The 26,352-nt window shown below is 68.6% G+C and carries 22 protein-coding genes and 1 tRNA gene; 9 read left to right on the forward strand and 14 right to left on the reverse strand.

Annotation, left to right across the window (positions count from 1 at the left end; all coding sequences use genetic code 11):
- Nucleotides 1-153 precede the first annotated feature (153 nt).
- Nucleotides 154-759 (forward strand): ribonuclease HII, encoded by a 606-nt coding sequence (locus tag ACU4E7_RS10290; RefSeq protein WP_447021617.1) that lies wholly within the window; start codon nucleotides 154-156, stop codon nucleotides 757-759.
- 96 nt (nucleotides 760-855) lie between these two features.
- A complete protein-coding gene (locus ACU4E7_RS10295; protein WP_447021456.1) occupies nucleotides 856-3,429 on the forward strand; it encodes a sensor domain-containing diguanylate cyclase in 2,574 nt (857 codons plus the stop codon).
- Nucleotides 3,430-3,431: 2 nt separating this feature from the next.
- On the opposite strand, the gene ACU4E7_RS10300 is transcribed toward ACU4E7_RS10295, so the two are convergent.
- The 3 genes from ACU4E7_RS10300 to ACU4E7_RS10310 all read right to left on the reverse strand — a co-directional run bounded on the left by ACU4E7_RS10300 (nucleotide 3,432) and on the right by ACU4E7_RS10310 (nucleotide 8,591).
- The gene (locus ACU4E7_RS10300; RefSeq protein WP_447021457.1) at nucleotides 3,432-5,030 is read right to left on the reverse strand and encodes an AMP-binding protein; all 1,599 of its coding nucleotides are present in this window, start codon (nucleotides 5,028-5,030) and stop codon (nucleotides 3,432-3,434) included.
- A gap of 328 nt (nucleotides 5,031-5,358) precedes the next feature.
- Complete coding sequence (locus ACU4E7_RS10305; protein ID WP_238119521.1) at nucleotides 5,359-5,889, reverse strand: CAP domain-containing protein; 531 nt, start codon at nucleotides 5,887-5,889, stop codon at nucleotides 5,359-5,361.
- A gap of 116 nt (nucleotides 5,890-6,005) precedes the next feature.
- Nucleotides 6,006-8,591, reverse strand: a complete 2,586-nt coding sequence (locus tag ACU4E7_RS10310) for a DUF3772 domain-containing protein (protein WP_447021458.1) — start codon at nucleotides 8,589-8,591, stop codon at nucleotides 6,006-6,008.
- Between the two features lie 323 nt (nucleotides 8,592-8,914).
- Here ACU4E7_RS10310 and dapE point away from each other — a divergent pair, with 323 nt between their 5' ends.
- The gene (gene dapE, locus ACU4E7_RS10315) at nucleotides 8,915-10,105 is read left to right on the forward strand and encodes a succinyl-diaminopimelate desuccinylase (RefSeq protein ID WP_447021459.1); all 1,191 of its coding nucleotides are present in this window, start codon (nucleotides 8,915-8,917) and stop codon (nucleotides 10,103-10,105) included.
- 14 nt (nucleotides 10,106-10,119) lie between these two features.
- Nucleotides 10,120-10,881, forward strand: coding sequence for an alpha/beta hydrolase (locus ACU4E7_RS10320; protein ID WP_447021460.1), 762 nt, complete (start codon nucleotides 10,120-10,122; stop codon nucleotides 10,879-10,881).
- Nucleotides 10,882-10,962: 81 nt separating this feature from the next.
- Here ACU4E7_RS10320 and ACU4E7_RS10325 read toward each other — a convergent pair whose 3' ends face one another.
- The 4 genes from ACU4E7_RS10325 to ACU4E7_RS10340 all read right to left on the reverse strand — a co-directional run bounded on the left by ACU4E7_RS10325 (nucleotide 10,963) and on the right by ACU4E7_RS10340 (nucleotide 13,861).
- Entirely contained in the window at nucleotides 10,963-11,478 is a 516-nt protein-coding gene (locus ACU4E7_RS10325) for a queuosine precursor transporter (RefSeq protein WP_447021461.1), read from the reverse strand.
- A gap of 62 nt (nucleotides 11,479-11,540) precedes the next feature.
- On the reverse strand, nucleotides 11,541-11,840 hold the full coding sequence (gene rpmB, locus ACU4E7_RS10330) for a 50S ribosomal protein L28 (protein ID WP_238119558.1): 300 nt from the start codon (nucleotides 11,838-11,840) through the stop codon (nucleotides 11,541-11,543).
- A 157-nt stretch (nucleotides 11,841-11,997) separates the two neighbouring features.
- The gene (locus ACU4E7_RS10335; RefSeq protein ID WP_447021462.1) at nucleotides 11,998-12,792 is read right to left on the reverse strand and encodes a DUF1217 domain-containing protein; all 795 of its coding nucleotides are present in this window, start codon (nucleotides 12,790-12,792) and stop codon (nucleotides 11,998-12,000) included.
- 127 nt (nucleotides 12,793-12,919) lie between these two features.
- Nucleotides 12,920-13,861, reverse strand: coding sequence for a LysR family transcriptional regulator (locus tag ACU4E7_RS10340; protein ID WP_447021463.1), 942 nt, complete (start codon nucleotides 13,859-13,861; stop codon nucleotides 12,920-12,922).
- 212 nt (nucleotides 13,862-14,073) lie between these two features.
- Between ACU4E7_RS10340 and ACU4E7_RS10345 the strand changes: the two genes are divergently transcribed.
- From ACU4E7_RS10345 to mmsB, 5 genes are all read left to right on the forward strand, one after another.
- A complete protein-coding gene (locus ACU4E7_RS10345) occupies nucleotides 14,074-15,570 on the forward strand; it encodes a CoA-acylating methylmalonate-semialdehyde dehydrogenase (RefSeq protein ID WP_238119564.1) in 1,497 nt (498 codons plus the stop codon).
- 85 nt (nucleotides 15,571-15,655) lie between these two features.
- Nucleotides 15,656-15,805, forward strand: a complete 150-nt coding sequence (locus ACU4E7_RS10350) for a hypothetical protein (RefSeq protein WP_447021464.1) — start codon at nucleotides 15,656-15,658, stop codon at nucleotides 15,803-15,805.
- On the forward strand, nucleotides 15,802-15,975 hold the full coding sequence (locus ACU4E7_RS10355; RefSeq protein WP_447021465.1) for a hypothetical protein: 174 nt from the start codon (nucleotides 15,802-15,804) through the stop codon (nucleotides 15,973-15,975). The genes ACU4E7_RS10350 and ACU4E7_RS10355 overlap by 4 nt, the downstream gene beginning before the upstream one ends.
- A gap of 1 nt (nucleotide 15,976) precedes the next feature.
- Entirely contained in the window at nucleotides 15,977-17,119 is a 1,143-nt protein-coding gene (locus tag ACU4E7_RS10360) for an isobutyryl-CoA dehydrogenase (protein WP_447021466.1), read from the forward strand.
- 57 nt (nucleotides 17,120-17,176) lie between these two features.
- A complete protein-coding gene (gene mmsB / locus ACU4E7_RS10365) occupies nucleotides 17,177-18,073 on the forward strand; it encodes a 3-hydroxyisobutyrate dehydrogenase (RefSeq protein ID WP_447021467.1) in 897 nt (298 codons plus the stop codon).
- 77 nt (nucleotides 18,074-18,150) lie between these two features.
- Here the strand turns inward: mmsB and ACU4E7_RS10370 are convergent, their stop codons facing one another.
- The 7 genes from ACU4E7_RS10370 to ACU4E7_RS10400 all read right to left on the reverse strand — a co-directional run bounded on the left by ACU4E7_RS10370 (nucleotide 18,151) and on the right by ACU4E7_RS10400 (nucleotide 26,090).
- A complete protein-coding gene (locus ACU4E7_RS10370) occupies nucleotides 18,151-18,594 on the reverse strand; it encodes a DUF805 domain-containing protein (protein WP_447021468.1) in 444 nt (147 codons plus the stop codon).
- Between the two features lie 267 nt (nucleotides 18,595-18,861).
- Nucleotides 18,862-18,938: transfer RNA gene (locus tag ACU4E7_RS10375), tRNA-Met, on the reverse strand.
- 172 nt (nucleotides 18,939-19,110) lie between these two features.
- Nucleotides 19,111-19,851, reverse strand: a complete 741-nt coding sequence (locus ACU4E7_RS10380) for a DUF4336 domain-containing protein (RefSeq protein WP_447021469.1) — start codon at nucleotides 19,849-19,851, stop codon at nucleotides 19,111-19,113.
- Between the two features lie 22 nt (nucleotides 19,852-19,873).
- Nucleotides 19,874-20,515, reverse strand: coding sequence for a class I SAM-dependent methyltransferase (locus ACU4E7_RS10385; protein ID WP_238119592.1), 642 nt, complete (start codon nucleotides 20,513-20,515; stop codon nucleotides 19,874-19,876).
- 52 nt (nucleotides 20,516-20,567) lie between these two features.
- Nucleotides 20,568-21,740, reverse strand: a complete 1,173-nt coding sequence (gene mnmA, locus ACU4E7_RS10390; protein WP_238119594.1) for a tRNA 2-thiouridine(34) synthase MnmA — start codon at nucleotides 21,738-21,740, stop codon at nucleotides 20,568-20,570.
- 348 nt (nucleotides 21,741-22,088) lie between these two features.
- A complete protein-coding gene (locus tag ACU4E7_RS10395) occupies nucleotides 22,089-24,893 on the reverse strand; it encodes a [protein-PII] uridylyltransferase (RefSeq protein ID WP_447021470.1) in 2,805 nt (934 codons plus the stop codon).
- A 120-nt stretch (nucleotides 24,894-25,013) separates the two neighbouring features.
- The gene (locus ACU4E7_RS10400) at nucleotides 25,014-26,090 is read right to left on the reverse strand and encodes a c-type cytochrome (RefSeq protein ID WP_447021471.1); all 1,077 of its coding nucleotides are present in this window, start codon (nucleotides 26,088-26,090) and stop codon (nucleotides 25,014-25,016) included.
- Nucleotides 26,091-26,352 lie beyond the last annotated feature (262 nt).

Raw genomic sequence — 26,352 nt, forward strand, 5'->3', positions numbered from 1 at the left:
AGCCGCTGGCGGCGCAATTGCGCCGGGACCGGGAGCCGAGGGACGATGCGGGCGAAAAGCGCGGGAGCACAGCGCGGCACGGGCCGTGGGCGGGCCGGGCAACGGGGTGATGCGCTGTTTCCACCGCTGGATTTCAGCCACGAGCGGGCGCTGATGGTCCAGGGCCTGGTGCCGGTGGCCGGCGCCGACGAGGTGGGGCGCGGGCCGCTGGCCGGCCCGGTGGTGGCCGCCGCGGTGGTGCTCGATCCCGCGTGCATCCCCGCCGGGCTCAACGATTCCAAGAAGCTGACCGCGGCCCGCCGGGAGGCGCTTTATGCGCAGATCTGCGCCACCGCCGAGGTGGCGGTGAGCCTGGCGCCGCCGGCCCGGATCGACCGCGACAACATCCGCCAGGCCACCTTGTGGGCGCTGGCCAAGGCGGTGGAGGGGCTGCCGCGCCGTCCCGCTCTGCTGCTGGTGGACGGCAACGATCCGCCGCCGGCCCCCTGCGCGGTGGAGACCTTCGTGGGGGGCGACGGGCTGATCGCCTCCATCGCCGCCGCCTCCATCGTCGCCAAGGTGGTGCGCGACCGGCTGATGGCGCGGCTGGGGGCGGCGTTTCCCGCCTACGGCTTTGAACGCCACATGGGCTATGGTACCGCCCAGCACGCTGCCGCCCTGCGGGCGGAGGGGCCGTGCCCGCATCACCGGCAGTCGTTCGCTCCGGTGCGCGCGCAGCAGCTTGCGCTGTTCCCGCCACACCCCGACGCAACTGACTGAACGGGGGCGCCCCGCCTCTTCCGACAGGCGGCGGATTGATGGTATTCCACCGCGGCGAGAGTTGGGCGCCCGATGCGCGCGACAGGGAACCTGGGGATGGCAGATTTGTTTGCGCCGCTGCGGCACCGTGCCCTGCTGCTGTCGGCGGTGGTGCTGGCGGTGGGGGTTGGGGCCAGCGTCGCCGGCCAGCGGCTGGCGGAGCGGGTGATGCACGCCAACGCGCAGGCCCGCTTCGCTTCCGATGCCGCCGCCATGAGCACCGATGTGGGTGAGCGCCTGCGCACCCATTCGGAAGTCCTGGTGAGCATGCAGGGGCTGTATGCCACCGTCGGCCGCATCGATCGCGCCCAGTTCCAGCGTTATGTGGACACCCTGGACCTGATGCGGCGCCACCCCGGCTTCGACTCGCTGCAGGTGCTGCGCAAGGTGGCGCCGGCGGATCTCGACAGCTTCATCGCCGAGGTGCGGGCCGACCGCAGCCTGGCGGACCGCACCTATTTGGACTTCACCGTTCATCCGGCCGGCGCGCGGCCGGTCTATTTCCCCATCGAGTTCGTGGAGCCGCTGCGCGGCAACGAGATGGTGCTCGGCTTCGATCCCGGCTCCAAGCCGCAGGAGCTCGATTCCCTCGCCCGCGCCGCCGACAGCGGCCGCATCGTCGCCACCCCACCGGTGAAGCTGCTGCAGGACCAGAGCGGCGGCCTCGGCTTCATTCTGCGGGTGCCCATCTACCGCGCCGGCCTGACGGTGCAGAGCGTGGAGCAGCGGCGGGCGGCCCTGCGCGGCTACGCCGCCGCCGTCTATCGCATGAATGACCTCATGCGCGGCGTGCTCGACGTGCGGACCCTGCAGCAGATGATCGTTCGGGTGGTGGATCTCGGCTATGCCAAGCTCTCCGCCGAGGGCATCCCCATCTGGGAGCCGGCCGACCCCGACCTGCCGGGGTCACTGATGTTCGACAGCCGGGAGCCCAACCTGAGCCTGGTGACACCGGTGGCCTCGGTGCCCATCGGCATCAGCGCCGAGCGCTCGCTGGTAGTGGGGGATCGCCTGTGGCGGCTGCATTTCGCCGCCCGCGCCGGCTCCGTCTACGAGGTGGACCGCATGACCCCCCGGCTGGTGCTGGCCGGCGGCAGCGTCATCAGTCTCCTGCTGGCGCTGGTGACGTTCGTGTCGCTGCGGGCCAACCGGCTGTCCGGCAACCTCAGCGCCCTTGATGCGGAGCAGCGGGCGCTGGTGGAAAATCCCCTGGCCGGCATCCTGTTCCTGCGCGGCCGAACGGTGGTGCGCGGCAACCAGAGGTTGGCCGCTATGTGCGCCCGTGAGCGCGACAGCCTGGAAGGGCTGGACGTGGAGGCGCTGCTGGACGGCCCGGCCGATGTCGCCGCCTTCGAGAAGGTGCTGGCCACGGTCCAGGCCGGACATGCGAGCCACGCGGTGCTGCATCTCAAGGGGGCCGAGGGTCGCCCGGTGCCGGTGGATGCGTTCGCCCGGCCCCTGCGCGATGGCCGGTCCGGGGGTGGAACCACCCTCTGGGTGGTGCAGGACAAGACCGATGCGCTGAAGCACGAGGCCGAGCGGCAGGAGCACGAGCGCGCCCTCAAGGCAGCCAATGCCCGCCTGACCGGCCTGCTCGACGTGGCCGAGGCCCGTGCCGGGGAGATCACGCTGCTGACCGAGCTCAGCGGCGTTCTGCAATCCTGCCACAGCCTCGACGAGGTGTTCCGCTCTGTCACCACCTATGCCGCCCGGCTCTTCCCGGACGAGGCGGGGGCGCTTTACGTGCTGAACAAGGCCCGCGACCAGGCGGTGCGCGGCAGCCGCTGGGGCGCGCTGAAGGCGGATGTGACGGCTTTTGCGCCGGATGAGTGCTGGGGCCTGCGGCGCGGCCGGGTGTTTCCCGAATCCGAGGCCAGCCGCGGCCTGGTCTGCAATCATGTGTCCGGCTGCTGCGGCGAGGCGGCGCCCGACTATGTGTGCCAGCCGCTGTTCGCCCAGAACACGTTGCTCGGCCTGCTCTATCGCGAGACGCCGGCGGTGGGGGATGCCCATGCCCAGCAGCTCGCCACCATGCTGGCTGAGCAGGTCTCCCTCGCCATCGCCAATATCGAGCTGCGCGAGCAATTGCGCGGCCAGGCGCTGCGCGATCCGCTCACGGGCCTGGCCAATCGCCGTTTCCTGGAGGGCGCGCTGGCGCTGGAGGGGGCGGGCTCCCTGCGCAGCGGCCATCCGCTCGCTTTGGCGCTGCTCGATCTCGACCATTTCAAGCGGATCAACGACACCTACAGCCACGAGGCCGGCGACGCCGTGCTGCGGGCCATGGGCGATGTGCTGCGGGAGCAGACCCGGGCCACCGACATCGTCGGCCGCTACGGCGGCGAGGAATTCCTGGTGCTGCTGCCGGACACCGGGCTCGACGGCGCCATCGCGGTGGCCAATCACCTGCTGTCGGCGGTGCGCCGGCTGAAGGTGCTGTGGCCCGGCGGGGTGCTGGACGAGGTGACCGTGTCCATCGGCCTTGCGGTATTCCCGCAGCATGTGGAACGGGTGGAGGATCTGGTGGCCGCCGCCGATGCCGCCCTCTACCAGGCCAAGGCGGAGGGCCGTGACCGCATGGTGGTGGCCCGCGCCATGGCGCCGGATGCGGCGCCGCCGGCGGGCGGCGGCTGACCTCAGTCGCGCAGGGCGCGGCGGATCACCTTGCCGGTGGTGGTCAGCGGCAGCTCCGGGGCGAAGACGATCTCGCGCGGATATTCATAGGCGGCGAGGCGGGTGCGCACGAAGTCCTGGATCTCCGCCACCAGCGCGTCACTGGGCGCGTGGCCCGGCGCCAGCACCAGCACCGCCTTGACGATTTCCGTGCGCAGCGCATCGGGCTTGCCCACCACCGCCGCCAGCGCCACCGCCGGATGGCGCAGCAGCACATCCTCGATCTCCGCCGGGCCGATACGGTAGCCGGCCGAGGTGATGATGTCGTCGTCGCGACCGAGGAAATGGAAGTAGCCGTCGGCGTCCTGCCGGGCGAGATCGCCGGTCAGCAGCCAGTCGCCGGCATATTTCGCGGCGCTCGCCTCGGGCCGGTTCCAGTAATTGAGGAACATCACCGGATCAGGCGCGCGCACCGCGATCTGCCCCATCTCGTCCACCGCGCAGGCGGTACCGTCCTCGCGCAGCACCGCCACCTCATGGCCGGGAAGGGCCTTGCCGGTGGCGCCGGCGCGGGTGACGCCCAAGGCGGCGTTGGAGCCGATCACGTAATTGCACTCGGTCTGGCCATAGAATTCGTTCACCTGCAGCCCCAAGGCGGCGCGGCTCCATTCAAAGGTCTCCGCGCCGAGCGCCTCACCGGCTGATCCCACGGTGCGCAGATCGAAGCCGAAGCGTGCCTTCGGCTGGGGGACCGCGCGCATCATCTTGAGGGCGGTGGGGGGGATGAAGGCGTTGCGGATGCCGGCCCGCGCCATCAGCGCGAAGGCCGCCTCGGGATCGAACTTGCCCTTGGGCTGCACCACCACCGGCACGCCCAAAACCAGCGCCGGCAGCACCGTGTTGAGCAGGCCCCCGGCCCAGGCCCAGTCGGACGGCGTCCACATGCGATCGCCCGCATGGGGCATGAAATCATGGGTGAAGCGCACCCCGCTCACGTGCGGCAGCAGCACCCGGTGGCCGTGCAGCGCCCCCTTGGGCTGGCCGGTGGTGCCGGAGGTGTAGATCATCAGCGCCGGAGTTTCGGGACCGGTGGCGACGGCGGGCGGAGTGTCGGCGGCGCGCGCCGCCAGCCCGTGGAAATCCAGCACGTCCGCGCGCGCGCCATCCACGTTCACCACCAGCTCCAGCGTCTCGGGCCGGGGGCTGATCTTGGCGAGGCCGGCATCGTCGGTCACCAGGGCGCGGGCCCCGGAATCGGTCAGCCGATAGGCGATGGCGTCGACGCCGAAGGCGCCCGCCAGGGGCACGGCGATGGCGCCGAGCTTGTAGACCGCGAAATGGGTCGCGAGCACTTCCACCGACTGGGGCAGCAGGATGGCGACCCGATCGCCATGCCTGATGCCGTGGGCGGCGAGGGCATGGGCCAGCCGGTTGGAGAGGGCGCACAGGGCACCGTAGGAGACCGCCCGCAGGCCGCCGGCCTCGGGCACGAGCAGGGCCGGCCGGTCCGGGGCGCGCAGGGCCCACTGGTCGCAGGCGTCGGTGGCCATGTTGTAGGTGGCCGGCAGGTTCCAGCGGAAGGCGCGGGTCAGCGCATCATAATCGTGAATGTCCGGCAGCATTCCTCACACCCCGTTCGCCCCTCGCATGACGGGCGCTCGCCGGAGCGGTTGGGCGGTCACGGGACGGCCGGTCCGCTCTCGGTGCCGGGGGTGATGCGCCAAGGCCCCACGCCGGGTGCCGCCGCCGCGGCCAAGCGCTGAGGTGACCCGCCGAACTGCGCCGCTGAAGCGGTGGGCTGCCACGGCAGCTCTTCAACGCGGCATGCCGGTCTGGCGTGTGACGCGCCTTGACCCCGGTCGCCTCGCGTGACCAAGGGTTTAGGGCCTCAGGGGCGGCCGGTCCACGATTGTTTTGCCGCGACGCAACGGAACGTGCGGCGGCGCACCCTCAGCGTTCGTCGGGCTGCGCCAGCACCAGGGCCCAATACACCTTGTACTTGGAGTTCGGCGCGTTGGCGGTGGCGATCCCCATGCGGGTCATGCCGGGGGCAAGCATATTCTTGTTGTGCGAGGGGGAGTCGCGCCAGCCGGAGAACGCTTCCGCCAGGGTGTGGTAGCCGGCGCCCACATTCTCCACCGCCAGCTTGGCATCGTAGCCCGAGGCCTTCATGCGCTGCATGAAGCTGCGCCCGCCCACCTCGTGGGACAGGTTGTCGGCCCGGGCCATGGCATTGGCCTGGTCCTGGGCGATCTTGTTGAGGGCCGGGTCGACGCTGACCGGGGTCAGGCCGCGGGCGGTGCGGTAATCGGAGATGATGGAGGCGGCGGCCTCCGGATCCACCGGTTTCCCGGTCTTCGCCAGGTTGGTGTAGAAGGCCGGCTGGTCGGTGAGGCTGGTGTCGGTGGTGCCGCAGCCGGCGAGCAGCAGGGCGAGCAAGAGACCGAAGCCGGCATGACGACGGGCGAAGGGGGCGCGCATGGCGGCTCCGACTGGCTGAACGAACGGACGGTTGCGCCGGCGAAGGCCGGCTGGCCGGTTGGGCGTCGTTGTGCGCCCAGCCGGGTATAGGAGGCGTTAAAGCAGGACGGCGGGGCTCAGGCCTCGTCGCCCTGGGGTTCCTCGGCCGAAGGCGTCGCGGGGCGCGGCGGCACCAGATCGGCCGGGGCCCGCGCCAGTGATGCCCAGGGCTGGGAGGCCATGCCGATGCCGGCGGCGCGGAACTTGGCCAGCAACTGGAAGTGCAGGTCACTGCGTACGGTGAGGGAATAATCCACGTTCGCCACCACGCAGCGCAGCTCGAACACCATGCCCATTTCCGAGAATTTGGTGAGGAACACCCGCGGCGGCGGCGTCTGCAGCACCTGCGGATGGGTGCAGGCGCAGCCCACCAGGATGTCGCGCACCTCCTCGGGATCCGCGTCATAGGCCACCGAGACGGTGATGATGACGCGGCCGGTGGTGTTGGCATGGGTCCAGTTCTTCACCATGCCGGTGATGAGGTCGGAATTGGGCACGATCACCGAGGCCCGGTCGAAGGTCTCGATCTCGGTGGAGCGCACCGAGATGCGCCGCACATAGCCTTCCTCGCCCTTCACATTGATGGTGTCGCCCACCCGGATCGGCCGTTCCGCCAGCAGGATCAGCCCCGAGACGAAATTCGACACGATGGCCTGCAGGCCGAAGCCGATACCCACCGACAGGGCGCCGGCGAGCAGCGCCAGATTCTCGAGATTGAGCCCCAATTCGCTCATGGAGACCATGATGGCGATGATCACGCCCACATAGCCGACGATGGTGGAAATGGACGATTGCAGCGAGGGCTCGAGCCCGGTGCGGGGCAGGAAGGACACCGAGATCCAGCGCTGCAGGCCGCGCGCCACGGCCAGGCCCACCAGCAGCATGCCGGCGGCATAGAGCACGCCGGTGAGGGTGATGGTGGCGGTGCCGATGCGGATACCGAAGGACAGGCGCTCCACCGTGTCCAGCACGTCGGTGGACGAGGCCCCCCAGCTGCCGACGATGAGGAACACCGCCACCACGAACAGCAGCACCTTCAGCAGGCCGGCGACGATGATGCCCATCAGCTCCAGGTTGGCGGGCTTGAGGCCGAGGGTCTTCGACAGGTGGCGGGCGCGCGTAGTCTCGGACGAGAGGCCCTCGCCGAAGAAGGCATCGATGAGGCCGTAGAGCACGTAGAGCATGCCCAGGATGGCGCTGGCCACCACCACCCGGCCGGCCACGAAGGCGGCGAAGCTCACATAGCCCAGCACCAGTGCGGTGAAGAGCAGCAGCACCACCAGCCACACCAGGAAGCGCACCCAGTGGCGGCCCTCCATGGGGTGGCCGCCGGCCGCCGCGTCAACGGCCGGCGGCGCGGCATCCTCGTCTTCCTCGGAGCGGGCGAGGTGCAGCAGGAACCGGGCGATGAAGGCGCCGATCAGGAGCGCCATGACGGCGCTGGTCACCACTGTCAGATCGAGCGGGGCGAACAGCACCCGGTGCAGGGCATTGAGCACCACCGCCACCACCAGCGCCCACACCGCCCACGAGAAATAGCGGAAGGTGATCATGGCGGCGCGGTCGGAGATGGCCGGCATGCGGCGCCAGGCCTCCCCCGGCGCCAGCATGGCCCGGGCGGCGCCGGTGCCGATGGCCTTGATGAAGACCGCGGCGATGAGGCCGTGCACCAGGTCTTCCACCCGCGGTGGGATCAGCGAGAAGGCGTTGAGGATCATCACGGCGATGATGCTGGCCAGCGGCGCGACGGTGGCTTCCAGCACCAGCACCTTGATCGCCTCGCCCGCGGCGCGCAGGCGCGAGAAGCTGAGGCCATCGGCCGGCGGCGGGGTGCGCAGGCGGTTGCGGAGCCAGCGGCCGACGGCCACCACCAGGCCCACCAGCACCGCGGTGCCGCCGAGAATGCCGGAGAGCGCCAGTGGACCGTGGGTGCGGGTGGCGTAGGCGCTCCAATCGGTCATCAGGAACTGGGTGGCGCGCGCCTCGCCGGCGGTGGCCGCCAGCGCATTGGCCCACAAGGTGGGGTCGAGAATGGAGTCGGAGCGCTCGAACAGCTGGCTGGTGAACATCGCCCGGCGGCGGGTGCTGATGCGGTCGGCGGCCTGGCTGGTGCGCTCCGAGAGCGTGCGGATGGGCCCGAACACCGCATCGAGCTCGGCGACCTGCTTCTGCACCCGCTCGCGGTCGGCGGTGACAGTGGGGTCTTCGGTCGTGTCCTCGGTGGCCTTGGCGGGGATCGACTTCAGCCGCGCGCGGGCATCGGCCAGGCGGGGGGCGACGGTTTCCGACAATTGCTGGAGGTCTCGGCGGATGGGGTCGATCCGCCGGCGCAGGTCATCGAGATCATTGGGGCGCAGCCCCTCCACCGACAGCGCGGCTTCGAGAGCGTCGAGCGCGGCGCGGCTCGATTCGATCTTGTCGCGCGCGCCGGTGATCATGGGGTCCGGCACTGCAGCCGGTGGCTTGGGTGGCTCGGGCGCGGCCGCCGGCGCGGCGGGCTCCGGTGTCGCGGCGGGCGTGGCGGCCGGGGCCTTGTCGCTTGCCGCTGCGACCGGCGCGGCGGCCGGTTCAGCGCCCCCTTGAGCGAAGACCAGGTTCGGGCCACAGGCCAGGACGGCCCACAGGACCAGAAACGCGAGGAGCCCCTTCGACTGCGAACGCATACCTTCCACCTCCGGAGCGGCGTTCCTGTCGCGCGAACACGGCGGCGTCATGGCAGGGCCTTATGGCAAGGCGGCGTGATGGCAAGGCCCTGAGGCACGGCATCATGCCGCTGCGCCGGCTCGGCACCCCAGGGGGCAACCGGAGGGGAGGCGGGTCGCTGCACCCCCGGGATCCTGTCTGTCACCACATGGAACCTGTCACCAGACCAGACTTGCCACCAGACCAGACTTGCACTCGACCAGACTTGCCGCGACGCTGAACTTGCCGCTAATTCGGCCTGCATCCGGCGGGTTCGAGCCGGGTCCGCGCGAGGCATTCCTTGATGACACCCGAAGATTCCGTCAAGTCCGCATCCAGCGTCGTCCTGCCCGATACGCAAGATCCCGTCGCCATCGCCGCCGCCCTGATCCGGGCGCCGTCGGTCACGCCGGATGCGGAGCCGGCGATGGAGATCGTGGCGCGGCTGCTGGAACAGGCTGGCTATCGGGTGGAGCGGCTCACCTTCGCCACCGGCGGCACCCCCATCGTCAACCTCTATGCCCGCATCGGCGAGACGGGCCCCAACCTGTGCTTCGCCGGCCATGTGGACGTGGTGCCGGTGGGCGACGCCGGCCAGTGGACCCACGGCCCGTTCGCCGGCGAGGTGGCCGACGGGATGCTGTATGGCCGCGGCGCGGTGGACATGAAGGGGGCGGTGGCCGCCTTCCTCGCCGCGGCCCTGCGCCATGGCAAACCGGCCAAGGGGAGCCTCTCCTTCCTCATCACCGGTGACGAGGAGGGCCCCGCCCTCGACGGCACCGTGAAGGTGGTGGAATGGCTCGCCGCCAAGGGCGAGACCATCGACCATTGCGTGCTGGGCGAGCCCACCAATCCGGCGGCGCTGGGGGATGCCTTCAAGATCGGCCGGCGCGGCAGCCTCTCCGGCGTCATCACGGTGAAGGGGGTGCAGGGGCACGTGGCGTATCCGCACCTCGCCGACAATCCGGTGCCGCGGCTGGTGCACCTGCTCTCGGCGCTGATCACCGAGCCGCTGGACGCCGGCTCGGACTTCTTCCCGCCCTCCAATCTGGAGGTGGTGTCGGTGGACGTGGGCAATGCCGCCTTCAACGTCATTCCCGCCACCGCCACCGCGCGCTTCAACGTGCGCTTCAACGATCATTATTCCCTGGCGAGCCTGGAACAGGAGATCCGCCGCCGGCTGGATCGGGCCGGGACCGGTTATGCGCTCGCAATCCAGGCCGGCGCCTCGGAGAGCTTCATCACGGCGCCGGGCCCGTTCGTGGACATCGTCGCCGGGGCGGTGGAGGCGGTCACCGGCCGCCGGCCCCAGGCTTCCACCTCCGGCGGCACCTCGGATGCCCGCTTCATCAAGAACCTGTGCCCGGTGGTGGAGTTCGGCCTGGTGGGGCAGACCATGCACAAGGTGGACGAGGCGACGCCGGTGTCGGACGTCACCGACCTTACCGCCATCTACAGCCAGATCATCACCCACTATTTCGCGCAGTTCGCCTGAGCACGGGATCCATCATGAGCGCAGCCGAGACCTCTTTCCACCTCGACTTCGAGGATCGCGACATCGCCGTGCGGACCATTCCGGGCGAGGGCCCGGGCGTGTTCTGGCTGGGCGGCTTCAAGTCCGACATGACGGGCACCAAGGCCCAATATCTGGCCGATCTCGCCGCTGATCGGGGCAAGGCTTACACCCGCTTCGATTATTCCGGCCATGGCGCCTCCGGCGGCCTGTTCGAGGAAGGCACCATCTCCCGCTGGCTGGAGGAGGCGCTGGCGGTGTTCGACACCACCACCGAGGGCGAGCAGATCGTGGTGGGTTCCTCCATGGGCGGCTGGATCGCTCTGCTGCTGGCGCGGGCGCTCAAGGCGCGCGGCGACAGCCGGCTCAAGGCGCTGGTCCTGGTGGCCCCGGCCCCCGATTTCACCGAGGATCTCATGTGGGCCCGCTTCCCGCCACCGGTGCAGGAGCTGATTCTCGGCAGCGGGCAATTCCTCAAGCCCTCGCTTTATGGCGAGGAGCCCTATGTCATCACCCGCGCGCTGATCGAGGATGGTCGCAACCACCTGCTGCTCGGCGCGCCGCTGGCGGTGGGCTGCCCGGTGCGCATCCTGCAGGGGGCGAAGGATGAGGACGTACCGTGGGAGCACGCCATGGCGCTCGTCACCTGCCTCGCCGAGGACGACGTGGTGTTCTCGCTGATCAAGGACGGCGACCATCGCCTGTCGCGCCCCGAAGACCTGGAGCGGCTCGGCGTGGCGGTGGAAGAGTTCTTCTGACGACGCCGGATGCGCTGGGGCTTGAGCGCCCCCGCTTGAGCAACCCCACTTGGGGCCGGTCGAAGACCGGGACAGATGGGCTCAGGCCTCGGCGCGGGCGGGCGACCACATGGGCATGCGGGCGATGAGGTAGCGATAAGGCGCGAGGAACAGCGCCACCATGGCGAGCTTCACCAGGTAATCCACCATCGCCCAATTGGTCCACGGCAGGTCGGTGCCGGAAAAGGCGAGGGAGAAGAACACCACCGTATCGATGGCCGAGGAGACGACGCCCGAGAGGAACGGCGGCAGCCACCAGGCGCGCCGGCGCAGAGTGTTGAACACCGTGGCGTCAAGCAATTGGGCGACGATGAAGGCGGTGCCGGAGGCGAGCGCGATGCGCGGCGTGGCGAACAGCGCCGACAAAGCCAGCGCCAGAGCGAAGCCCGCATAGATCACCTGCCGCGTGCGTGTGAGCCCCAGCCGGCGATTGGTGAGGTCGTTCACCAGGAAGGTGAAGGGATAGGTGAAGGCGCCGAAGGTGAGGTAATCCTGCAGCCCGAACGGGGTGAACGGGAACTGCACCAGGACGTTGGCCGCCAGAACGGTGGCGCACATGGCAAAAACCGCGAGCGCGAACGCCCGCGGTTCGGACCGAACCAGACCAGAAAGGCCGGACATCAGGCGGCGGGCGCTTCCGCGCTCTGAGCCTTGGCAATCTTGCGCTTCAGCTCGAGGGCGCGCGGCGACAGCTCCTCGTCGCGGGCCTTCTTGAGGAACGCGTCGAGGCCACCGCGGTGGTCCACGCTCTTGAGCGCATTGGCAGACACGCGCAGGCGGATCGACTGGTTGAGGGTCTCGCTCTGCAGGGTCACGTTGCACAGGTTCGGCAGGAACCGGCGCTTGGTCTTGCGGTTCGAGTGGCTCACGAGGTGGCCGGTCAGAACCGCCTTACCGGTCAGATCACACCGCCGGGACATGGCAGAAGTCCTTCTAGTCTTGTTGCACGCAGGGAACGCTGAGAGCCTTCGGGCCCTGCCGCACTCACCCGCTGGATCGGGAAGCGGCTCCTATAGGGGCGAAGCGCGCGGGCGTCAAGGTCGCGGCGGTGTCCCGCAGGGGGCGAACAGGGTCCGCTCAGCCCCCATAACGCAGATTGAGCAGGCTCGCGCTCACATTATAGCCGAGGGTGCCGCCGGCGCCGCTGGTATCGAACAATTGCAGCACCGGGGCCGAGGCCGCGTTCTGGGTGGCATCCCAGATGGCGGTGAAGCGGGCCAGCAGCTTGTCGAGCTTGGCGGGGTCCTGCAGGTCGGCCACCTTGAGCTTGGCATCAACGATGGATTTCTGGGTCTTCACATCCACCTTGCCCATGTTCTCGGGCAGGCCAAAAGTGGTCTGCACCACCTTCCAGAGCGCCGAGTCGCCGAGCAGGCCATAGGCGCTCTTCACGCTCGGCGCCACGCGCTTGAAATAGAGCGCGAGCTGCACCCCCTGGTCGTTCTGCCCCAGGGTCTCCTCGATGGATTGCTGCAGATAGGCCTTCACCACGTCATCAGCGCTGGCGGGGGCATAGAGCGCGGCCGAGGCGTTCGGATTGAGATTGCTGAACGCCTTGGCGAAATTGACGAATCGATTGTCCGCCAGCTTGTTGGCGAAGCTCTTGGAATCGCTGAGATCGCTGGTGATCACCTTTTTCATGTAGGCCTTGGCGTGGGTCATGTCGCTGAGGCCGTAGGCGGTCATGGCATAATTGAACAGGCGGTAGTTGCCGATGAGGTCATCCACCGTCTTCACCTTGCCGATGTTGGCGCGGAAATAGGCGGTTTCCGTCTTCACCTGCGGATCCGCCGCCTGCTGCTTCAGGGCGGCGGCGCTGTTCTTGGCGTAATAATTATAGGTCGCGACGGTGGAGCCGAGATAGATGCTCATGGATAGATGCTCATGGATCGATGCTCATGGGACACCCGGTGGAGCGACCGGCGTCGCCCGTTCATCCCTCCACTCTAGGCACGGGGTGCTTTTCGCCTCAAGGGCACCAGCGTCGCCGCCGCAAGCCTCACGCCAGCTTCGCCGGCCCGCCCGGGGGCAGCAGAGTGGCACGGTCCCGGGCCACCGCATCGACAATGAAGTCCGCCGCCACCCGCACCCGGGCAAGGTCGCGCATGTCGGTGTGGCTGAGGAGCCAGAAGGTGCGGGTGAGACTCACCTCGTCGGCCAGCACCGGCACCAGATCGTCATCGCCGGGGCCGGCAAAAAGGTCGCCCATGAAGCAGGGCAGAACACACACGCCGGCACCGCCGCGGGTGGCGGTGAGCTGGGCCACCAGGCTGGAACTCTTCAGCCGCACCCTCAGATCCTTCGCCACCAAGGGCACGTAATCCAGCTCCGGCGTGTAGATGAGGTCATCCACATAGCCGATGAAGGCATGGCGGGAGAGGGCGGCGCGGCTGTCGATGGCGCCGGCGCGGGCGAGATAGCTCCGCGATGCATAGAGCCGCAGCCGGTAGTCGGTGAGCTTTCTGGCATGGAGCCGCCCGGCCTTGGGCCGGCTCAGGGAAATGGCGAGGTCGGCCTCGCGCTTCGATAGAGAGAACAGGCGCGGCATGGCCAGAAGCTGGATGTCGAGATCGGGATGGGTCTCGGCCAGCGCGGCGATACGCGGGGCCAGGAAGAAGGTGCCGAAGCCGTCCGGCGCGCCGATCCGCACCGTGCCGGCAACACCCAGATCCGCGCCGCCAATGGTGCCCTGGGCGGACAGCGCCAGGCTCTCCATGCCCTCCGCCGCCGCCAGCAGCCGCTCGCCGGCGGCGGTCAAGGCATAGCCATGGGGCTGGCGATCGAACAATTGGGCGCCCAGCGCGCCCTCCAGAGCCGCCAGGCGGCGGCTGACGGTGGAATGCTCCACTTTGAGCCGCGCCGCCGCCACCGTGAGGCGCCCGGCCCGCGCCACCGCCAGGAAGAACTTCAGGTCCGACCATTCAAAGTCGCTGGCGCGCACGGGACCTCCGGATGGGCAATGGCGCAATGGGCAATGGCGCATGTGAAAGGGCGCACAGGGATCGTGCAAGAATTGCCCTAGCTGTGCGCAAAAGGATAGGGCATCGTCACCGCAATCAAGGTCGCAGGCAGCGGCCGGAACAGTTTTGGAAACGCAAATGTCCCGGGCCAGACCCCGGGGCCACGGGCCAAGCCCAGGGAAGGACACGCACCATGCGCGACATCGGCCATTTCATCGGCGGCAAGCACGTGCCGGGCACCTCCGGCCGCAAGGCGGATGTGTTCGAGCCCATGACCGGCGAGGTGGTCGGTAAGGTGGCCCTCGCCTCCACCGAGGAGATGCGGGCGGCGGTGGAAAACGCCAAGGCGGCCCAGCCGGCCTGGGCCGCCACCAACCCGCAGCGCCGCGCCCGGGTGCTGATGAAGTTCCTGGAGCTGGTGCAGCGCGAGTATGACGCCCTGGCGGAACTGCTCGCCCGCGAGCACGGCAAGACCGTTCCCGATGCCAAGGGCGACATCCAGCGCGGCCTCGAGGTGATCGAGTTCGCCTGCGGCATTCCCCATCTCCTGAAGGGCGACTTCTCCGACGGCGCCGGCCCGGGCATCGACCTTTATTCCATGCGCCAGCCTCTCGGCGTGGTGGCGGGCATCACCCCGTTCAACTTCCCGGCCATGATCCCCATGTGGAAGTTCGGGCCGGCCATCGCCTGCGGCAACGCCTTCATCCTGAAGCCGTCCGAGCGCGACCCCGGGGTGCCCATGCGCCTCGCCGAGCTGATGATGGAGGCGGGCCTGCCGGCTGGCATCCTCAATGTGGTGAACGGTGACAAGGTGGCGGTGGACGCCATTCTCGATGATCCGGATATCCACGCCATCGGCTTCGTGGGCTCGTCCGCCATCGCCCAGTACATCTATGCCCGCGGCGCCGCCAACGGGAAACGGGTGCAGGGCTTCGGCGGCGCCAAGAACCACATGATCATCATGCCCGACGCCGACATGGACCAGGCGGTGGATGCCCTGATCGGCGCCGGCTACGGCTCCGCTGGCGAACGCTGCATGGCCATCTCGGTGGCGGTGCCGGTGGGGCAGGAGGCGGCCGACCGGCTGATCGAGAAGCTCATTCCCCGGGTCGAGAGCCTGAAGATCGGCCCCTCCACCGACCCCACCGCCGATTTCGGCCCGCTGGTGACCCGCGAGGCGGTGGAACGGGTGAAGGGCTATGTGGGTCTCGGCGTGCAGGAAGGCGCCAAGCTCCTGGTGGATGGCCGCAATTTCACCCTGCAGGGCTATGAGAACGGCTTCTACATGGGCGGCTGCCTGTTCGACAACGTGACGCCCGACATGCGCATCTACAAGGAAGAGATCTTCGGCCCGGTGCTCAGCGTGGTCCGCGCGCCGGACTATAAGGAAGCCCTGCGGCTGCCCACCGAGCATGAATATGGCAACGGCGTCGCCATCTTCACCCGCGACGGTGACGCGGCGCGCGATTTCGCCTCCAAGGTGAACGTGGGCATGGTGGGCATCAACGTGCCGATCCCGGTGCCGCTCGCCTACCACACCTTCGGCGGCTGGAAGCGCTCCGGCTTTGGCGATCTCAACCAGCACGGGCCGGATGGCGTGCGCTTCTACACCAAGACCAAAACCGTCACCGCCCGCTGGCCCTCGGGCATCAAGGACGGCGCCGACTTCAACATCCCCACCATGGGGTGAGACGCACCCGGTTGCGGCCCGCCGCTGGCTCAATTGAGAATGTGCTATCATTTTTGATAGCACATTTGAGAGCATGAGGCGGGCCATGGCCCAGGTGCTGATCCGCAATCTCCTGGAGCAGAGCCGGCCCTATACGCCGGAAGAGCGGGTGGCGATCTCGCGTTATTTCCATTCCAAGACCTTGAAGGTCTCGCCGCCGCTCACGCTCGATGACATCCGCGAAGGCCTCGAATGAGTGACCCCGTCGTCGTGGATGCCAGCGTTGCGGTGAAGGGGCTCGTGAAGGAGGAGGCTGCCCGGCAGCTGGATCTGCCGCTGATCACCGCTGACGCCCGCCTCATCCGCAAATTCGCGGCCTCGCCTTATGCGGCCTCCATCCTTCCCTTATCCGACTGGCGCCCCTGACATGTTCACCCTCACTGACGACCAGAGAGCCATCCGCGATATGGCGCGGGATTTCGCCGCCGCCGAGATCGCGCCGTTCGCCGTGGAGTGGGACGAGCGCAAGCATTTTCCGGTGGAGACCCTGCGGGCGGCGGCGGCGCTGGGCATGGGCGGCATCTATGTGGGCGAGGATGTGGGCGGCTCCGGCCTCAGCCGGCTCGATGCCGCGCTGATCTTCGAGCAGCTGGCCACCGGCTGCCCGGGCACCTCCGCTTATCTTTCCATCCACAACATGGCCACCTGGATGATCGACCGCTTCGGCGACGACGCCCAGCGGGCGGCCTTCGTGCCCCGGCTCACCACCATGGAGCACCTCGCTTCCTATTGCCTCACCGAGCCCGGGGCCGGTTCGGATGCGGCGGCGCTGAAGACCCGGGCGGTGCGCGACGGCGACCATTATGTGCTCGAGGGGCAGAAGCAGTTCATTTCCGGCGCCGGCGCTTCCGACATCTATGTGGTGATGGTGCGCACCGGCGGTGACGGGCCAAAAGGCATCTCCACCTTGGTGGTGCCCGCCGACACCCCCGGCCTGTCGTTCGGCGCCAATGAGAAGAAGATGGGCTGGAACGTGCAGCCCACCCGCGCGGTGATCTTCGAAGGCGCCCGGGTGCCGGTCGCCAACCGGCTCGGGGCGGAAGGCGAGGGCTTCAGGATCGCCATGGCGGGGCTTGATGGCGGCCGGCTCAACATCGGCGCCTGCTCCCTGGGGGGTGCCCAGGCGGCCCTGGACAAGACCCTCGCCTACATGCGCGAGCGCAAGGCGTTCGGCAAAAGGCTCGATGAATTCCAGGCCCTGCAATTCCGCCTGGCCGACATGGCCACCGAGCTGGAGGCGGCGCGCACCTTCCTGTGGCGGGCGGCCGCCGCCCTCGATGCCAAGCGCGCCGATGCCACCCGCCTGTGCGCCATGGCCAAGCGCTTCGCCACCGATGTGGGTTTCAAGGTGGCCAATGAGGCGCTGCAGCTGCACGGCGGTTACGGCTACCTCGCCGACTACGGCATCGAGAAGATCGTGCGCGACCTCCGGGTGCACCAGATCCTGGAAGGCACCAACGAGATCATGCGCCTCATCGTGTCACGATCGCTGATCGCCGAGGGCCATTAAGACGATCTCCCTTTCCCGCAAGGGGCGAGGGGAGGCAAACGATTGGGGAGGAGCCACATGACCACCATCGCATTCATCGGCCTCGGCAATATGGGCGGGCCCATGGCCGCCAATCTCATCAAGGCGGGCCATCAGGTGCTCGGCTTCGACCTCTCGGCGGCGGCCATCGAAGGGGCGAAGGCGCGGGGCGTCGCGGTGGTTTCCAGCGCCAAGGCGGCGGTGGCCGATGCGGACGTGGTGATCACCATGCTGCCGTCGGGCATGCATGTGGTGGGGGCCACCACCGGTGCCGAGGGCCTGTTCGCCCTGGCCAAGGCCGGCACCTTATTCATCGATTCTTCCACCATCGACGTGGAGTCCGCTCGCGCCTTCCACGCGGCGGCCCAGGCATCGGGCCATGAGAGCGTCGATGCGCCGGTGTCCGGCGGCGTCGGCGGGGCGGAGGCGGGCACCCTCACCTTCATGGTGGGCGGCACCGATGGCGCCTTCGCCAAGGCGCGGCCCTTTCTGGAGCTGATGGGCAAGAAGATCGTCCATTGCGGCGGTGCCGGCGCCGGGCAGGCGGCGAAGATCTGCAACAACATGATCCTCGGCATTTCCATGATCGCCGTCTCGGAAGCCTTCGTGCTGGGGGAGAAGCTGGGCCTCTCCCATGAGGCACTCTATGAGGTGGCCTCCACCTCCTCCGGCCAGTGCTGGTCGCTCACCACCTATTGCCCGGTGCCCGGGCCGGTGCCCACCAGCCCCGCCAATCGCGGCTATCAGCCGGGCTTTGCCGCGGCGCTGATGCTGAAAGACCTGCGCCTGTCCCAGGAGGCGGCGGGATCGGCCGGCGCGGTCACCGCGCTGGGCGCGGCGGCCACCGCCCTCTACACCGCCTTTGCCGAGGCGGGGAACGAGGGGCGTGACTTCTCCGGTATCGTGGAGTGGATCCGCACCCGCGACGATACTTGAGCGCATCTCTCCGTCAGGTCATGAAAAAGGGGGCGGATGACCCGGGTCATCCGCCCCCTTTTTATGGTGCCGGCGCCTCAGGGGCGCGGCAGCAGCGGCAGGGGCGAGGGCCCATAGGCATTGTCCCGCGGCTCGGAGGGCTGCACCCACCAGAACAGCAGCACCAGGAAGCCGATGAACGGCAGGAAGAGGATGAAAAACCACCAGCCGCTGCGCCCCACGTCATGCAGCCGCCGGACCATGACGGCGAGGGAGGGCAGGATCAGCAGCAGGTGGACGAGGCCGCTCAGCCAATTGGGGGCGGCATAGACATAAAAGGCGGACATGGACGACATGCCCGGGCCCATCACCACCGCATGCTCGCTGACGGAGCTGGTGAACAGCATGACGCCGATGATGGCCGCAACCACCTCCACCAGGATGGTGAACACCCAGAACCACCAGAACTCACTGCGCGGCGCGCGGCCGCGGAACACGGCATATTTCGACAGGCAGCTTTGAACTGCAGCTCCAAACGTCATCGCCCCCTCCTCACGACGCGGGCACGCCCGCTGTGCCTCAGCCTATAGCGGAGCGCGGCGGCGTTCGCCATGGAGGTCGCTTCACCGCCGAGGCCCGTGCACCCCAGACGGCGCGTGCCAAGGAGCTGACTCGTCAAGGAGCAGACGCGCCAAGGGGCAGACGCGCCAAGGGGCAGACGCGCCAAGGGACAGACGCGCCAAGGGACAGACGCGCTGAAAGGCGGTCTTGCTGAGGGCGGATGTGATGAAGGCGGAGCGCTCGCGAAGTGGTAGCAGCGGGCGGACTTGAACCGCCGACCTCCGGGTTATGAATCCGGCGCTCTCACCAACTGAGCTACGCTGCCTCGACCAACGCGACGGCGCGCCGTCGCTGCGAGAAGGCGCATATAGAAGTGTCGCCTTGCCCCTGTCAAGGAAGGCGCGGGGGCTTTCCCCCGTGGTGAAAAATCCCCTCGGGAACCCCGCCCGCAGCCTCGCGGCCGTGGCACGAAGCCGGTGTTGCGGAGCAAGGGCACGTCAGTCCTGGAGCCAGGCGAAGGCACGTCGCAGCTCGGCGGTGCCGTTCTGTGGATGCCAGCGGCCATGGGCGAGGATGATCCGATCGGGAGCCCAGCCGATCATGGTCTCCACCGCCGCCCGCAGCTCCGGCCGGGGGAAGGTGAGGCGCAGGTCGCGCGGGGTTCCGCCGTGGGGCGCCAGCACCCCGCCGAGCCGCGCCAGCAGCCGCAGCAGCGGCGAGCGCAGATGGCTCGCCTCGAAATTCTCGATGAGGTCGGTGAGGATCAGGGTGCGGCTGGCGCGGTGGAAGAACTCCACCTCGGTCATGTAGCGGCCGGCGATGGGCAAGGTGTCGAGCGCACCATCCCAGGGATAGCCCATCGCCGCCTCCAGCGGCTGCGACGGGCCGGTGATGCGCCCGTGGGCCTGCGCGAGGATGTGCGGGGCGACGTAGATCTGGGCGTCGGGATAGGCGGCGTGCCAATCGGGGATCCACCAATAGTGGATGCGGTTGGGCCCGACGATCCAGCGCGGCGTGCCGAGCGTCTCCACCGCCCGCCGCAGGATGGGCGGCAAGGGCGTGGGCGAATGCACGAACAGGTCGCGCCCCTTGAGGCGGACGATGGTCATGCGGGTGGGAAACGGCATCTTCGGCCAGGGCAGGCCGAAGCGCAGGGCCGGCCCATCGACGATCCACACGTCGTCGGCCACCGGCTTCAGGGTGTCGAGCGGGGGATAGGCGCCGTGATCCGCGTCCATGGCGCCTCCGCTGCCCTCAGCCTCAGGCCTGCTTCTTGATGCGCACCAGCTTGAAGAAGCCCACCGGGAACACGGGGGAGATCTCCACCACGTCCATGTCGGGATATTTGGCCGCCCAGTTGCGCAGCCGGCTCGCCTTGAAGGCGATGGACCAGCCCACCTTCTTCACCAGCGGCGCCAGCGCCTGCTCGATCTGGGCCACCGGGCCGTCATCGGCACCGAGCTTGGAGGCCACCACGATCTCGCCGCCGGGCTTCAGCACCCGGTACATCTCGTCGAGCGCGCCTTCCGGGTCCGGCACCAGGGTGATGACGAACGGCACGGTCACCGCGTCGAAGGTCTGGTCGGCAAAGCCGAGGTTGCAGGCGTCCATGGCGGCCAGCAGGCCGACCTGGGTGAGGTTGCGCCCCACCTTCTTTTCCACCGCCTTGCGCAGCATGTCAGCGGACAGGTCGATGCCGGTGACGTGGGCGCCCTTGGGGTAATAGGGCAGCACCAGGCCGGTGCCCACCCCCACCTCGAGGATGTTGGGGCCGCAGGCGGCGGCGGTGGTGGCCGCCTTGCGCTGGGCATCGGCCAACAGCTTCACATAGACCTTGTCATAGATGGGGGCCCACTTGGCATAAGCGCGCTTCTGGCCCTCAAGATCGTACTGAACCGCCATTCTCGCCCTCTTCCAGCCTGTTCCGCGCGCGGTTGTCTATGGCTGGTGGCCCTCAGGCCACCTCGGCCATGCTGCGCGCGTCCCGCTCCGCCTTCAAAATGGTTCCGCCACCCAGCAGGCGCGCCTGCGCCCCGGCCGCATCGTAAAACACGCAAGCCTGCCCCGGTGCAACGCCTTCTTCACCGAGCGCCAGATGCACCACCGGCTGGCCGGCCGCGTCCCGGCCCAGATGGCCGGGGGCGGGGGCGCGGGTGGAGCGCACCTTGACCTGCACCTCGGTACCGGCGGCGCAGGCCGCGTCAAACGGTGTGTCGCCCAGCCAGTTCACGTCGGCGATGGCGATGGTGCGCACTTTCAGCGCCGCGCGCGGGCCCACCACCACCTGATGCTGGCGCGCATCGATGCCCACCACGTAAAGCGGCTCGGGACTGGCAATGCCGAGGCCTTTGCGTTGGCCGATGGTGTAATGCATCACGCCCCGATGCCGGCCGAGCACCTGGCCGTCCAGGTGGACGATGTCGCCCGGCTCCGCCGCTTCCGGTCGCAGCCGCTCCACCACCTCGGCATAATTGCCGCCCGGCACGAAGCAGATGTCCTGGCTGTCGGGCTTGTCCGCCACCGGCAGGCCCAGCTCCGCCGCCAGCGCCCGCACGTCCGACTTGCGCCGGTCCCCCAGCGGAAAGCGCAGCTTCTTCAGCTGGGCCGCGGTGGTGGCATACAGGAAATAGCTCTGGTCGCGGGCCTCTTCCGCCGCCCGGTAGAGGGCGCGACGACCATCGGGCAGGGCCCGGCTGGAGACGTAATGGCCGGTGGCCAGCACCTGCGCGCCCAGCTCTTCGGCGGTGGCCAGCAGGTCGCGGAACTTGACGGTGCGGTTGCAGTCCACGCACGGAATGGGGGTGACCCCCGAGGCATAGCTGGCGGCGAAGCGGTCGATCACCTCCTCGCGGAACCGGCTTTCATAATCCAGCACGTAATGGGGAATGCCCAGGGTGCGGGCCACTTCGCTGGCGTCATAGATGTCCTGGCCGGCGCAGCAGGCGCCGCGGCGGTGGGCCGCCTCGCCGTGGTCGTAGAGCTGCAGGGTCACGCCCACCACGTCGTATCCGGCCCGGGCCAGCAGGCCGGCCACCACCGACGAATCGACGCCACCCGACATGGCCACCACCACGCGGATGGAAGCCGGATCGCCATCAATATCGAGGAGGGTGGAAGGCGCGTTCATGTCCGCTGTGGGTGTCGCAGGGAAAAGGGGGGTCGAAGCCAGGGGCCGGATCTCAGCTGCAACTTGCTCGCATCTCTCAGGCCATGGGAGCAAGGCGAAAAATGGGCCATCGGCCGGCGCGGGTCCATGGGACGGTCGCGCCGCGGCGGTTTCCGGCGCCGCCGGGTGACATAAAAATCCTCTGCGATCAACGCTCTGCGCCCCTCGGCGCCCCTCGGCGCCGACCCCGGCGCGTGCGGCGGTGGTCGTGATCGAATGTGCAATGCTGTCACGCATCGTGATCATGCGTGTCGTGATCATGCGTGCGGCGCGGGCGGCCGCGGCATCCGCGCTGGCGGTCGGAAGGACTCACGCCCGGGCGGCGCGGCGGGGCGTGTCCTCATCCTCCACGGGCCCCTCGAACACCGCCATGAGCGCCCGCCGAATGGCCGACTGGCGGGCGGCGGCGGTGATCTTCGCGCCCATCAGGTCGGTGACGTAGAACACGTCAACCGCCCGCTCGCCGAAGGTGGCCACATGGGCCGAGGCGATGTTGAGGTTGAGCTTCGACAGGGTGTTGGTGAGGGCGAACAGCAGGCCGGGCCGGTCGAGGCCGGAGACCTCCACCACCGTGTGGCGGTTGGACCAGGCGTTGTTCACCGTCACTTCCGGTTCCACCGAGAAGGTGCGCCGGCCGCTCTTGGGCAGCTTGCGGGCCATCACCTCCGGCAGCCGCACCTCCCCCTTCAGCGCCTGCTCCACCGCCTCGCGCACGCGGGTGGCGCGCCGCTCCTCGTCCTCGTTCATGTCGAAGCCGCGGCGAATGGCGATGGAATCGAGCGCGAGGCCATCGGTGGTGGTGGAAATATGGGCATCCATGATGTTGGCCCCCGCCGCCGCGCAGGCCCCGGCGATGATGGACAACAGCTTGGGATGGTCGGGCGCCAGCACCGTGAGGGTGGTCACGCCCCGCTCGGGCTCCAGGGTGATCTGGGTGGCGATGCTCTCCCCCGCCGCTTCCGTGGCGTCGATGAAGCGGGCGTGGCGCAGCTTGGTCTCCAGGTCCATGCGCAGCCAATAGGAGGGATAGTGGCGGGCCACATAGGCATCCACCTTGGCGTCGGACCAGTCGGTGAGGGCGTGGCGGAACTGCCCCTGGGCGGCGTTGACGCGCTTGCCGCGGTCCACCTCGGAGAAGCCGCCGGTGAGCACCGGCTCGGTCTCATAGTAAAGCGTGCGCAGCAGCTGCGCCTTCCAGCCGTTCCAGGTGCCCGGGCCCACCGCGCGGATGTCGGCGGTGGTGAGGATGGTGAGCAGCTTCAGCCGTTCCAGGCTCTGCACCACGGCGGCGAAATTCTCGATGGTCTTGCGGTCGGAGAGATCGCGGGACTGGGCGACGGTGGACATCACCAGGTGCTGCTCCACCAGCCAGGCCACGGTATCGGTTTCCACCGGGCTCATGCCGAGCCGCGGGCACAGGCGGCGGGCGATGCGGGCGCCGGCGATGGAATGATCCTCCGGCCGGCCCTTGGCGATGTCGTGCAGCAGCATCGCCACATAGAGCAGGGTGCGGTTCTTCAGCGTCGGCATCAGCTCGTTGGCGAGGCCGTTCTCGGGATTGGTCTTGTGCTCGATCTCCGAAAGCACGCCGATGCAGCGCAGCAGGTGCTCGTCCACCGTATAGTGGTGGTACATGTTGAACTGCATCATGGCGACGATCTTCCCGAAATCGGGAAGGAAGCGGCCCAGCACGCCCGCTTCGTTCATGCGCCGCAGCACCGTTTCCGGCGCGGTCTTGGAGGAGAGCACCTCCAGGAACAGGCGGTGGGCCTCCGGATTTTCCCGCAGCTTGGCGTCGATGAGCCCCAGCGAGCGGGCCGCGAGGCGCATGGCGTCCGGGTGGAGCGCCAGGTTGCGCTTGTCGGCCACGTGGAAGATGCGGATGAGGTTGACCGGATCGCGCTTGAACGCCTCGGCGTCGGACACGTTGAGCCGGTCGTGATCGAGGATGAAGTCGGGGCTGTCCTTCAGGGTGCTGCGGCGGTGGCCGCCGCGGAAGCGCTCCACCATGCCGCGCAGGCCCGGGACGGGCTTGGCCTGATGCTCTTCCAAAGCGGCGGACAGGATGGCGGTGAGGTCGCCCACGTCCTTGGCCACCAGGAAGTAGTGCTTCATGAAGCGTTCCACATCCCTCTGGCCGGGGTGCTCCGTATAGCCGAGCCGCTGCGCCATCTCCCGCTGCACGTCGAACGACAGGCGGTCCTCCGCCCGGCCGGTGAGGAAGTGGAGGTGGCAGCGCACCGACCACAGGAAGTCCTCGCAGCGGGTGAAGAGGCGGGCTTCCTCGCGGGTGAACACCTCCTTGGCCACCAATTGGCTGGCAGTCTGCACCCGGTAGACGTATTTGGCGATCCAGAACAGGGTGTGCAGGTCCCGAAGGCCGCCCTTGCTGTCCTTGACGTTGGGCTCCACCAGATAGCGCGACTGGCCGGCCCGGCGCAGGCGCTCCTCCCGCTCGGCCATCTTGGCGGCGACGAACTCGGCGGCGGTGCCGTCCACCACCTCCTTGTCGAAGCGGGTCTGCAGGTCGTCGAACAACGCGCGGTCGCCGGCGAGGTAGCGCGCTTCCAGGATCGAGGTGCGGATGGTGAAATCGGCGCGGGCCTGGCGCAGGCACTCGTCCACCGAACGGGTGGCGTGGCCCACCTTCAGGCCGAGATCCCACAGAATATAGAGAATGGCCTCGGCCACGCTCTCGCCCCAGGCGGTCTGCTTGTAGGGCAGCACGAACAGGATGTCGGTGTCGGAGCCCGGCGCCAGCATGCCGCGCCCGTAGCCGCCCACGGCGGCGATGGACATGCGCTCGGAGCGGGAGGGATTGTCCGCCGGATAGAGGATGGTGGTGGCCACCTCATGGGCGCTGGCGATCATGGCGTCCTGGAAGGCGGACAGGCGCATGGCGCAGCAGCGGCCGCAGCCATCCTCTTTCAAGAGCCGTTCGGCCTCGGTCCGCGCCTCCTGCATGGCGGTCTTCAGGTAGGCGACCACCGCATTGCGCAATTCGAGATCGCGGCCCTGGTGGGCGCGGGCGATCTCGCGGACGTCGGCACGCAGCTTCTGCCCCTCGAAGGGTTCGCCGATGGTGCGGGCTTTGGAGGTACGGACACTGGACATGCGCGGCGATCTGAAACCACTTGGAGAACAGCCGCCATCCTTACCGCAATCCGCGCGCCATCGCGAGCGGTGCATTGCGCGGGCTGGCGCCCCGACCGCACATGGCCGGGGCGCGTGGGCTCAGTTGGTGGTTTTGGGCGCCGCCTTGCTCTCGGCCGCCTTACCCTCGGCCGCCTTGGCCTTCAGCTTCTTGATCTCGTCGCGGATCGGCTGGAATGGCCCGTATTTGTGCTGGGCGGCCGGCAGGCTGTCGGCGAAGGGGCCATAGGCGGCATCCACCGGCTTCTCGGTGAGCTTGGGATAATCCTGGTCGATTCCCTCCCGCTGCGGCCGGTCCATGGCCTCCACATAGGCGGTGACGTCCCAGGCCTCCTCTTCGGTCAGCACCGGCGCGTCGTGGCTGGTGCCGAACGGCATGTTGGCACGCACGAAGCTGGCGGCGGTGATCAGCCGAGCCATGCCGGCCCCGTTGTTGAAGGTGTCGCTGCCGCGCAGGGGCGGGAATTCATAGCCCTTGCCATCGCCCACCGCGCCGACCCGCTTGCCGCGTCCCTCCGGACCATGACACGAGGCGCAGTGCTGCTCGAACACGATGGCGCCCTTTTCCGGGCTCGCCGGACGGTCGAGCTCGGCCAGCTTGGGGGTGCCGCGGCCCGGAGTGGGATGGCCGATGGGCCGGTCGGACGACAGGAACTTGATGTAGCTGACGAACGCCATCATCGGCTCGGAATCCACCGGCAGCGGCTGGCCATCCATGGAGCGGGTCATGCAGCCGTTGATGCGGTCCTCCAGGGAGGCGACCCGGCCCTCGCGCCCGCGATACATGGGAAAATCCGCGAACACGCCGACGAACGGCAGGCCGTATTCCTTGGTGCCGGCCTCCAGGTGGCAGCTCTGGCAGGCGAGATTGTTGCCGGCGAAGCGCATGGCGGGGTCCGCCACCTCCGGTCCCAGGTGGGCGAAGGTCCGCTGGGTCAGCTCGCGGCCTTTGCGCACCATGCGGCCATAGGCGTTGTCCGGCAGCGCATCCACGTCGGGCACGGTCCAGCCGGCCGGCTCTGCCGCCGGCGCGCTCTTCGCCGCCACCTGCTGCACCGGCGGGGCGGCCGGCGCCTGCCGCTGGCCATCGTGATAGGCGAAGTAGCCGAGGGCCACCGCGAAGGCGAATACATAGGAACCGACGACAGGGTAGTCCATTTTTCCTCCGGATTATGTCTTCGATCTTGGAAGGCGCTGAAAATGCCTTCGTCCTATCGAGAAATAAGCTGCCGACTGAAAGCTGTGAGATGCGCAATGCCACCCGTGCGCGGGCACAGGCTTGGACCACCCTGTGAACGGCCAACCTTAAGTGAACCTTAAGGAAGTTGTGCCGGGCTCGGGCGGCCGCTGCGTCGGTGCGCCTTAACGCCCCCTTCATGGCGGCATCGGCACAGTGAAGGTGGGGGCGATGGCCGCAAAT

Source organism: Xanthobacter sp. ZOL 2024, assembly GCF_052932325.1.

Bases quoted from the DNA above. Each gene is read 5' to 3' on its own strand.
- ACU4E7_RS10400 (WP_447021471.1), bottom strand. From the start codon at position 26,090: ATGGACTACCCTGTCGTCGGTTCCTATGTATTCGCCTTCGCGGTGGCC.
- ACU4E7_RS10295 (WP_447021456.1), top strand. From the start codon at position 856: ATGGCAGATTTGTTTGCGCCGCTGCGGCACCGTGCCCTGCTGCTGTCG.
- ACU4E7_RS10395 (WP_447021470.1), bottom strand. From the start codon at position 24,893: ATGTCCAGTGTCCGTACCTCCAAAGCCCGCACCATCGGCGAACCCTTC.
- ACU4E7_RS10300 (WP_447021457.1), bottom strand. From the start codon at position 5,030: ATGCTGCCGGACATTCACGATTATGATGCGCTGACCCGCGCCTTCCGC.
- ACU4E7_RS10325 (WP_447021461.1), bottom strand. From the start codon at position 11,478: ATGTGCGCCACCGTTCTGGCGGCCAACGTCCTGGTGCAGTTCCCGTTC.
- ACU4E7_RS10370 (WP_447021468.1), bottom strand. From the start codon at position 18,594: ATGACGTTTGGAGCTGCAGTTCAAAGCTGCCTGTCGAAATATGCCGTG.
- ACU4E7_RS10360 (WP_447021466.1), top strand. From the start codon at position 15,977: ATGTTCACCCTCACTGACGACCAGAGAGCCATCCGCGATATGGCGCGG.
- ACU4E7_RS10310 (WP_447021458.1), bottom strand. From the start codon at position 8,591: ATGCGTTCGCAGTCGAAGGGGCTCCTCGCGTTTCTGGTCCTGTGGGCC.
- ACU4E7_RS10335 (WP_447021462.1), bottom strand. From the start codon at position 12,792: ATGAGCATCTATCTCGGCTCCACCGTCGCGACCTATAATTATTACGCC.
- ACU4E7_RS10385 (WP_238119592.1), bottom strand. From the start codon at position 20,515: ATGGCGGTTCAGTACGATCTTGAGGGCCAGAAGCGCGCTTATGCCAAG.
- dapE (WP_447021459.1), top strand. From the start codon at position 8,915: ATGACACCCGAAGATTCCGTCAAGTCCGCATCCAGCGTCGTCCTGCCC.
- ACU4E7_RS10290 (WP_447021617.1), top strand. From the start codon at position 154: ATGGTCCAGGGCCTGGTGCCGGTGGCCGGCGCCGACGAGGTGGGGCGC.
- mnmA (WP_238119594.1), bottom strand. From the start codon at position 21,740: ATGAACGCGCCTTCCACCCTCCTCGATATTGATGGCGATCCGGCTTCC.
- ACU4E7_RS10350 (WP_447021464.1), top strand. From the start codon at position 15,656: ATGGCCCAGGTGCTGATCCGCAATCTCCTGGAGCAGAGCCGGCCCTAT.
- ACU4E7_RS10305 (WP_238119521.1), bottom strand. From the start codon at position 5,889: ATGCGCGCCCCCTTCGCCCGTCGTCATGCCGGCTTCGGTCTCTTGCTC.
- ACU4E7_RS10380 (WP_447021469.1), bottom strand. From the start codon at position 19,851: ATGGACGCGGATCACGGCGCCTATCCCCCGCTCGACACCCTGAAGCCG.
- ACU4E7_RS10345 (WP_238119564.1), top strand. From the start codon at position 14,074: ATGCGCGACATCGGCCATTTCATCGGCGGCAAGCACGTGCCGGGCACC.
- mmsB (WP_447021467.1), top strand. From the start codon at position 17,177: ATGACCACCATCGCATTCATCGGCCTCGGCAATATGGGCGGGCCCATG.
- ACU4E7_RS10355 (WP_447021465.1), top strand. From the start codon at position 15,802: ATGAGTGACCCCGTCGTCGTGGATGCCAGCGTTGCGGTGAAGGGGCTC.
- rpmB (WP_238119558.1), bottom strand. From the start codon at position 11,840: ATGTCCCGGCGGTGTGATCTGACCGGTAAGGCGGTTCTGACCGGCCAC.
- ACU4E7_RS10320 (WP_447021460.1), top strand. From the start codon at position 10,120: ATGAGCGCAGCCGAGACCTCTTTCCACCTCGACTTCGAGGATCGCGAC.